Origin of the sequence: Rhodopirellula sp. UBA1907 (assembly GCF_002337565.1) — a bacterium.
Taxonomy (GTDB): Bacteria; Planctomycetota; Planctomycetia; order Pirellulales; family Pirellulaceae; genus Rhodopirellula; species Rhodopirellula europaea.
The window spans coordinates 1-9231 of record NZ_DDGH01000018.1; the positions used below are offsets into that span (position 1 = coordinate 1).

Here is a 9231-nt window from a genome sequence, read left to right on the forward strand (position 1 = left end):
CGAGCACGGCACTTCAAAACTGCTCGACCTCTCCCTCAACTTCGCCGGGGGAGAGGTGACCGAAGACAGAAAACCGCCTCAAGAATCCATGCCAATTTCGGTGTCAATACCGAAAATTGGACAGCCCAGGCTAACGCAATGCGGCTGACAGGCTCGAGGGTCTGCCTTGCGGCAGAGCAACCCATTTGCAATTTGCATTTCGAAATTTGCAATTTGCAATGAAGAGCCCAATCTGTAGGGCAGGTCTCATCTGGCGACCGCGTTGAACGCCCGGCGGGAGGGTGCCGTTGCGAGCGGTCCACGGGCCTCGCGAGCCCATCGTTGATCGGCCGTTGACCAACGCCAGTTGCGACCTGACCTACAGAATTGGCGCGGATCACTCCGTTGATCCGACGCCGGCAAACGCTCACTGGACCGGGATTCATGCGGGCCGTTGATCTAATGAGCCGTACCGCGTTAGCGGCGGTTGATCAGACGCCAACCGGGGCTAACGCCCATCGGCTAATTGTTGTCATGCGGTATACGATTAAATCAACAGGTAAATCAACAGGCTGCATGCGGTCCGACTCGATCAGTCCAGTTCGACCATTTCAACGGGCATGATCACGTCGTCCGCGTCCAGCAGTTGAAAGTTGCTACAACGCGACAAATGAAATTGCCGAGGTTCTTCGCGGCACAAGCAGAGGCCGAGGAATCGGTCAGAGGCCGCGAATCGGATAGGGCTGACGGTTCGGCGAGTTCGCTTGCCCTTGGAATCGACGTAATCCAGTTGCACGACAAATCGGTCGCTGTCCGCCATCGCGGTCCGCAAGACTTTCGAGGGACTCCACTTCGAATTGGCTCGATCGCAAACGCGGCCGTGCGAGCGAGCGAACGTTTCACCGGATGGAGCGAACGCGGTGGTGGCTTGTTCGCTGGCGTTGAATGCGGCGGGTGAAAGCGTTGCGACTGACATGGAAAACGGTCCGAAAGAACGAGGCGGCGGTGAATCAAACTTCGATGTTGATATGATCGCCACCGCCGTGACACGTTTGGTCACGACGGGCAGAGAGCTCCGCTTTTCGTGTCTTCCGCCTCACTCGCGGATCAGCGTTTTCGCTGCTGCACGTATTCAACCGCGGCTTTTTGCAGGTCCGGGTCCAGCAGTCCGACTTGCTTGCCTTCCTTGATCGCGTTTTTCAACGTTTGCCGACCATCCAGGACTCGGTAGGCGATCCAGATCGCGCCGACTCGGTTCGCCGACGCACAATGCAATAGAGCTTGGTTGTCAGGATCGGCTGCCTGAAGCAATTGGCAAACCGCATGAATTTTCTCGTCGGTCAATTGCTGGTGGCCACCAAAACGAACCGCGTGAAATTCCAGCCCCGCGTTTTTCACCAACGCCTCGTCGTCGAAGTCCAATTCGCGTTCGCTCCGCAGCGTGATCACTCGCTTGACGCCCGCCTTTTTCGCGGCCGCCAACGCTTCCGCGGTCGGTTGCCCGGCCAACCAGATCGGTCCGGCTCGGTGAACGTTGCGGGTGCCAGGCAGTTCCGCTTTCTCCAGCTTGTGATTCGCGTCGCGCTTGCCGGCGTTCTTCCATCCGCCCTGCGGCACAATTTTTTCCGCGTCGCCTGGGATCTCGACCGAATCATTCGGAGACGTGGTGGGCGTCAGGCGTTTGACGAAGAAATTGCGATAGCGGATTTCCATTGGCGGGCCCACGTGAACTTGCACGCCGATGCGACCGGACAGTGATCGGCCGTTGGGATCCAAGTCAAAATGCTCGGCGGTTTTTTGGCCGTCGATCCAGTGTTGATGATGGTTGCCGACGACGCGAACTTTGTAGCGATGCCAGGTTTCAGGGGCGAACTTGGGCGGCTCTGTCGACTCCACCACCCAGCCCTGCCCGTCGGCATCGGTGACGACTTTTTCGGCGGTGTGGCACAAGATGCGACGCCCGCGTTCCTCGTACAACATGCCGTTGTACTTCGGAGTCGCCGCGACCACATCGCATTGGTAGCCGACCATGACGTTCGGCCCCAGGTCCTCGCGGACTTCGCTGCGATACTGGATGCCGCTGTTTCCGCGAGCACTGACCCAAACGTCGACTTCCAATTCAAAGTCCTCAATGGGGGCGGTTTTCGAGGTGATGAAGCGATTGACCTTCACGGAACCGTCCGTCGTTCCGGTCAAAACGCCGTCCTCCAGCGTCCAGTCATCGAGGCTGCCTTCCCATGAATCCGCCAGCGATCCTTCGAGCAAGGATTCCGATCCGGCAGGGACTTCGCGAGGTGTCCCGGCGGCGGGCTCGTTTGCGAACGCCGGTGAGAGTTGTGATGCCGTGAGCAGAAAGGTAGCCAGCAGGGCGAGCGCCATTGGCTGCGGCTTCGGTGATGTGGAACCGGAGGGCTCGCCCCCAGCCGCTAGAATCGTTGGCAGAATCCGGCTGATTGATAGCGGAAGGGCGCGAGCCCTCCGGTATGTCTGCCGGCTTCGATCGAAAGGAGCCTCGGGCGAAAGATTCATGCGGTCGGACTCGTCGAATGGTGGGGAGATCGGGGTGGGAGGGCTGCAACGCCAATGATAGCCGGTGATTCCGCCGATTGCCCCCTTTCGCATCGACCACCGAGCGCGATAATGCGGGATTCGCCTGGCGGTCCGTGCGGGTGGTCCCTTATTCCGGGACCCTCCTTGGACCGTATTTCTGAATCACCCTTCATCACAACGGAATTGATCCTCATGGCAGGAACCGAACGTCGTCGCGAAATTGCTCGTCTGCGTGCTCGCCGCAAGAAAACCATCAACCTGCTGCAACGCGTCAAAGCTGGCACGATGGAAAAGACCGAAGCCGCTCGCAAGCTTCGTCGTTTGACTCCCGGTGCGGACGTCATCATCAAACGTGAAGGCCTCGCCTGAGTCCTGTTCGGCCCGCGGTTTCAACATTGCGAGCGGGTAAATCATTGTGAGCGGGGCAAATATTGCGAACCGGTCGCAGACCCGCCGCGTAGCAAGCGCTCTTGAACCATTTCTTCCACGATAGAAGACGGGTACGACACTGATGGCAACAGCCACAACGGCGGACACAACGACCTCCCCCGGATCCACAACGGGCGGTCGAAAACCCATGATCGAAGCGGTGGGGCTGAGTAAATTCTATGGCCCCTTCGCGGCAGCTCGCGAAGTCACCTTTAGTGTAGGCGAAGGTGAACTGGTGGCCTTTCTGGGACCCAACGGTGCCGGAAAAAGCACGACGATGAAGATGCTGACCGGCTACATCGCTCCCAGCGAAGGGTTCGCTCGGATCGCCGGTCACAACATGATGGACGATCGCATCGCTGGCAGTCGTCGTCTGGGTTACCTGCCCGAAAACGGGCCGCTGTACCCTGAGATGACGCCCAAAGGCATGCTGGAATTCTTCGCCGACGCTCGCGGATTGTCACCTCGCATCAAACGTGATCGCATCGACGCGGTGGTTGACATTTGTGACTTGTCGTCGGTCATGTACAAACCGATCAGCAAGCTGTCCAAAGGTTTCAAGCAACGGGTCGGCATGAGCCAAGCTCTGCTGCACGAGCCCGATGTTTTGATCATGGACGAACCGACCGCTGGTTTGGACCCCAACCAAATTCGCGGCGTCCGCAAAACGATGCGACGTCTCAGCGAAACCAAAACGATCTTGCTTAGCACGCACATTCTGCAAGAAGTCGAGGCGATGGCCGATCGCGTCGTGATGATCAACGAAGGTCGCATGGTCTACGACGGTTCGGTCGAAGGCTTGCGAACCACCGGCAAAGGTGACTTGGACGAAGCGTTCCATCACTTGACCGGACAAGCCGAATCCGAGCCCGACGAGAAGGCTTGAGCCTCGGTTTCGAGTTTGAATTCAAGCTCGGTTTGATTTTCCATTCGGTCCTTCGACCGAGTTTGGATGCCGAACCGAGTTGAATGCCGAACAAAGACACTCCCTGACGATGATCTTCCGCGATCGGATTGGTGACCAAGCGTGATGGGCCCGACCCACACGCCCTTCACCCGAGACCCTTCTTCGCGTCTCTGATTCGTTCGCTCCTGAATCCAGTACTCCAACCTCTGTTCTCCAGTACCACCATGGCGCTCAACAACGTCTCGATGGCCTTGATCAGCTTGCTCACGAAAGACGCCGTCTTTCTGTTGATCTTGCTGATGGTCGTGTCCGCATTGGCCCGCACCAAGCAAGCCGCCTTTGCGGTGATGAAGCGAAACTTCATTGGCTACTTCAGCAACCCGACCGGATACGTCTTCCTCTGTATCTTCGTGTTCCTGACTTCGGTTGCCGCGTTCTGGCCTTATGAGTTCTTCAACTCAAACTTGGCCACGCTGGATCAACTGAACTACTGGTTCCCAGTGATCATGCTGGTCTTCATCCCAGCCATCACGATGAGCATTTGGGCGGAGGAAAAACGGCAAGGCACCGATGAGTTGTTGCTGACGTTGCCCGCCGACGATTTTGACATCGTGATCGGGAAGTACATGTCCGCCGCGGCGATTTTCACCGCCTCGTTGCTCTTCAGCCAACTCAGCACGTTCACCACGCTGGCAATCCTCACCGAAGGCAGCCTCGACACGGGCCTGATCTTCACGACTTACTTGGGGTACTGGTTCGTCGGTTTGGCGATGATCGCGATCGGCATGATCGCCTCGTTCTTGACCGGCAACTTGACTGTCGGCTTCATCCTCGGTGCGTTGTTCAACGCCCCGCTCGCGTTCGCTTCATTGGCCGATTCGGTCAGCCCCAGCCAACGCGTGGCGGAATGGGTTCGTGATAGTGGCATCGCTCGTCCGTTTGATGACTTCGGCCGCGGAGTCATCAGTTCTTCGTCGATCATCTACTTCATCCTGGTCGCTGCAGTCGCATTGTACGTCTGCATGGTTTTGATCGGACGTCGCCACTGGACCGGCGGCAAAGACGGCAACTCAATGGCTTGGCACTACGTCGCCCGAGCATTGGCGTTGGTGTTGTTCACCGTCGGTGCCGTCATGTTGTTCCGCAGCAAAGACGTTGTGCGAGCCGATATGACCGAAGGCAAAGTCAGCTCGCTGGCCGACGCCACCAAGACACTGATCCGCGAACTCGACGACGATCGACCGATCGTGATCGACGCGTTCATCAGCAAAGAAGTCCCCGAACTGTATGCCAAGACTCGTTATGAGTTGGTCAATTTGCTGAAGGAATTCCGCAGCGAAGCGGCCAAGAACGGTCGCACAATCCAAGTCAACCTGTACGACGGAATTGACTTGTTCAGCGAAGACGCGGCATTGGCAGCCGACCGTTTCGGCATCGAACCGGTCACGCGAATGTTCCGTGAAAAAGGGGCTTACACCCAGAAGCAACTGATCCTCGGTGCCGCTTTCCGTTCGGGACTCGAAAAGGTCACTGTGCCAATTTTCGAATACGGCATCCCGGTCGAGTACGAACTCGTTCGCAGTATCAACACCGTCGCTCGCGGTTCGCGAAAACGACTGGGGATCGTCGCCACCGACGCTCGATTGATGGGCGGCACGGTCATGAGCGGCATGTCGATGCAACGAGTCGAGAAGCACCCGTTGATCGACGAACTTGCCAAACAATACGACGTTGAAGAAGTCGACTTGTCCGGCCCAATCACGCCGGGTGTCTACGACGCTTTGGTGGCGGTCCAGCCTTCGTCGTTGGCGCCTCAGCAATTCGATCGTTTGACCGCCGCGATTCAAGCTGGCGTTCCCACAGCGATCTTCGAAGATCCACGTCCGATCGGTGCTCAATACGTGACCGCAACCGGTGACGCCAAACAAGCACAGGGCGGCATGTTCGGTGGCGGTGGTGCTTCGCCAAAGGGCGACATTCGCCAACTATGGGATGTGTTGGAACTGAACGTTCCTGGCCAACCCGGCATGCAGGGTTTGTTCAGCCCCGAATTGGTTTGGCAGCAACACAATCCTTATCCGAACCTCGAAACCGCTAACGAACTTTGGTTGTTCATCGATGAGCAAGCACGCGGGGTTCAGCCCGGCGAAGCGCTCAGCGACGACAGCCCAATCACCAGCGGTTTGCGTCAGGTGCTCGCCATTCTCGGCGGTGCGGTCTACGCAAAGAAAGATGCGACGCTCAAGCACACCGCACTTCTTTCAACGGGACCTCTTTCGGGAACATTGCCTTCGCAAGTCGTTGGGCAAGTCATGACGGGACAAACGACGTTGGCTCAAGAGATCCAAGGCGTTAACCCAAGTGTGCCGATCGCAATGGCGATCGAAGCGGACAAGTCAGCTGAAGGCAGCGAATCAGAAACCGCCGGTGTCAAAGCCGTCTACATCGCGGACATGGACATCATCCTGCCTGAGTTCTTGCTCATTCGGGCTGATCCCGACCAAATCTCGGACATGCGTTTTCAGTTCCAAAACGTGACGTTTGCTTTGAACGTGATCGATTGGTTGACTGGCGACACCAGCTTCATTGATGTTCGAAATCACGAGCCGATCTACGCCAGCTTGCGAATGATCGATTCGGTCAAAGAAGAAGCGGCCAGTTTGGTTCGCAAACGAAGCCGCGAATTCCAAACGCAGTACGACGAAACGATTCGTGAGGCTCAGGAAAAGAGCGACCAAGAAGTGCAGGCGTTGCGTGAGGAAATCGAGGAACTGCAGAAAGATCGCGAAACCGGATCGGTTTCACCGGGCGAACTGCGTGAAAAACTGACTGCGTTCCAAATCAAGCAAGCGAACCAGCAACGAATCTTGGAAGTCCAGCAAGCCAAGTTGCAGAACGAACGCGAGCAAAAGATCCAAGACGTTCGTCGCGAAGCGGAACAAGAAGTCACCGCGATTCAGAATCAAGTCAAAACGGCCGCGGTGGTTCTGCCCTGCATCCCGCCGTTGATCGTCGGCATCATGGTGTTTGCTTCACGTCGTCTGCGTGAACGCGAAAACATCAGCAAGAGCCGCCTGAAATAACCCTCCATCAATCAAACAATTTCATAGAGACTGCAATCGTGAACGAAGGAAAGAAGACCGGAGCGTTTTGGGCTGCCGCGGCTGTCATGCTCGCCGTGGGGTTGTTTGTGGCATGGCCCGCATCGACTGAAAACGAATCGCCTTATTCGCCAGGAAAACCGCTCTTTGAAAAATTCAAGGATCCGTTGACCGCAGCGAACCTGAAGATCATCACGTTTGATGAGGAACAGGGGCAACTCGGGACGTTCGAAGTTCGCCGTGATTCCGAATCAGGCCAATGGACGATCCCGTCGCGAAAAGGTTATCCGGCCGACGCGGTGGAACAGATGCGAGACGCTGCCAACGCGTTGGTGGGGCTGAACATCCTGGACGTTCAAACCGAAAACCAAGGCGACCATGCGGCACTCGGTGTTGTTGAACCCAAGCTGGAAGATTTGCAGGTCGGCGACACCGGCGTGGGACGCTTGGTCACGTTCAAAGATGAGTCGCAGCAAACGCTCGCTTCATTGATCATCGGCAACCCGGTCAAGAACGAAGAAGGCAAGATCTACGTTCGCAAACCCGGTCAAGATCCGGTGTACGTCGTGAAGATGGACGACACGGTTTTGTCGACCAAGTTCCAAGACTGGATCGAAGATGACTTGCTGCAGATGAGCAGCATCGACATCAAGGAAGCGGTCGTCAAAGACTACTCCGCGTCGATCTCCGGACGAAACGTTGCTCTGGAACGAAGCTACACCGCGAAATTCGCGATGGATGGTGCGGAGTGGGCGTTGAACGAGTTGTTGGAATACAACTCCGAAAACGCGATGGCCGAACCCAAGGTTGTGGAGATGCCAGCCGACAAGGAGCTCAACACGGACAAGCTGAACGAAATGAAAAACGCACTCGACGATCTGAAAATCGTCGATGTCGTACGCAAACCGGAAGGCATGAGTGCCAACCTGCGTGCGGACAAAGATTTGGTCACGGACAGCGAAGCCGTTCAGTCGCTTTACACTCGCGGGTTCTTTCCTGTCGGATCGGGAGCCGAAGGCGAATTCGAAGTCTTGTCGGCAAACGGTGAGCTGAACGTTACGGTCGATCAAGGCGTCGAATACGTGCTTCGCTTTGGCGACGTCCAAGGTTTGTCCGAAGAAGACGACAGCGACGAGGAAGGCGATGCAGGCGGCGTTAACCGTTACCTGTTGGTCACCGCTCGCGTCAACGAAGACCAATTCCCCGCGCCTGATTTGCAGCCGGTTCCGCAAACCATCGAAGAACTGTCCGCCATGTTGGGCGTCGGCGAAGAAGAAGCGGAAGAACCCGCTGCTGCTGAAGCCGAGATGAAGGAAGAGGCAGCGGAAGAAACAACTGAAGAACCAGCGGAAACGGAAGACACCGAAGCGGAAGCGTCGGAAGAGCAACCCGAAGCTGCGGAAGAAGAAATGAAGGAAGCGGAGCCCGCTGAGCCGGACGACGCATCGGCTGAATCGACGGAAGAAGCTGAGCCTGCCACGGAAGAAGTCGACGTTACCGAAGAGGTCGAGGTTTCGGGCGAAGGAGAAGCATCCGGCGAGGGCCAAGGCGCGATCGAACAAGACGATGATGATTCGACGGATGAGCCTTCCGGTGACGGTGAGGCACAGGATGAATCATCCGAAGACACTCCCGCCGAGGAAGCCAGCGACGAAGCCGCAGCCGATGAAGAAATGGCTCTTCAGCCCGCTGCCGACGACGCGACCGAAGCACCTGCTGAAGAGGCCGCCGAAGAAGAAAGCGATGAGTTGACGTTCGACGAATTGACCGACGAAGAGAAGCAAGAACGTTTGGAAGCGGAACAAGAAAAGATCTTGAAGGCCAACACTCGTTTGTTGGACGAACGCAAAGATCGCTTGAACGCTGCCAAGCGACGCGTCGCTGACTTGAACGCTCGTTTCGCCGATTGGTACTACATCATCCCCGAAGCGACCTACCGTCAGTTGCGAATCAACCGCGACGAACTGTTCGTCGAACCAGGAGCCAACGACGCCGCTCCGGCTGGTCCTCCCGGAGGCATGCCACCGGGAATGCAACTGCCAGCCGGCTTTGGCAACTAGTCCAAAGTACGCGGAGTAAACCTGAATCACGGCGGTCCCCGCCGTGAACCCACCCCCGTACGATGGACTCCCAAGTCCGTCGCCCTCCGCGAGCAAAGAAGCCGTGCACTTTTTAAGTGCTGTGCCAGTGACGCCTTAAGAACCCCGCCCGTGCAGCGGGAGGGGTCGGAAAGCGAGCGTTGAGCGAGATTTCCGGGGGAGCGGC

The 9231-nt window shown here is 57.1% G+C and carries 6 protein-coding genes; 4 read left to right on the plus strand and 2 right to left on the minus strand.

Annotated features, from left to right (window positions below; genetic code table 11):
* Nucleotides 1–571: 571 nt before the first annotated feature.
* A complete protein-coding gene (locus B2R17_RS04475; RefSeq protein ID WP_008661329.1) occupies nucleotides 572–955 on the minus strand; it encodes a hypothetical protein in 384 nt (127 codons plus the stop codon).
* A gap of 131 nt (nucleotides 956–1086) precedes the next feature.
* The gene (locus B2R17_RS04480; protein WP_286763025.1) at nucleotides 1087–2358 is read right to left on the minus strand and encodes a family 16 glycoside hydrolase; all 1272 of its coding nucleotides are present in this window, start codon (nucleotides 2356–2358) and stop codon (nucleotides 1087–1089) included.
* A 363-nt stretch (nucleotides 2359–2721) separates the two neighbouring features.
* Here B2R17_RS04480 and B2R17_RS04485 point away from each other — a divergent pair, with 363 nt between their 5' ends.
* The 4 genes from B2R17_RS04485 to B2R17_RS04500 all read left to right on the plus strand — a co-directional run bounded on the left by B2R17_RS04485 (nucleotide 2722) and on the right by B2R17_RS04500 (nucleotide 9026).
* Nucleotides 2722–2898 carry a DUF6800 family protein gene (locus B2R17_RS04485; RefSeq protein WP_199169779.1) on the plus strand — a complete coding sequence of 59 codons (177 nt, stop codon included), beginning with the start codon at nucleotides 2722–2724 and terminating at the stop codon, nucleotides 2896–2898.
* 142 nt (nucleotides 2899–3040) lie between these two features.
* Entirely contained in the window at nucleotides 3041–3844 is an 804-nt protein-coding gene (locus B2R17_RS04490; protein WP_286763026.1) for an ABC transporter ATP-binding protein, read from the plus strand.
* Nucleotides 3845–4089: 245 nt separating this feature from the next.
* The gene (locus B2R17_RS04495; RefSeq protein ID WP_286763027.1) at nucleotides 4090–6948 is read left to right on the plus strand and encodes a Gldg family protein; all 2859 of its coding nucleotides are present in this window, start codon (nucleotides 4090–4092) and stop codon (nucleotides 6946–6948) included.
* 38 nt (nucleotides 6949–6986) lie between these two features.
* Entirely contained in the window at nucleotides 6987–9026 is a 2040-nt protein-coding gene (locus tag B2R17_RS04500) for a DUF4340 domain-containing protein (RefSeq protein ID WP_286763028.1), read from the plus strand.
* The last annotated feature ends 205 nt before the right edge of the window (nucleotides 9027–9231 follow it).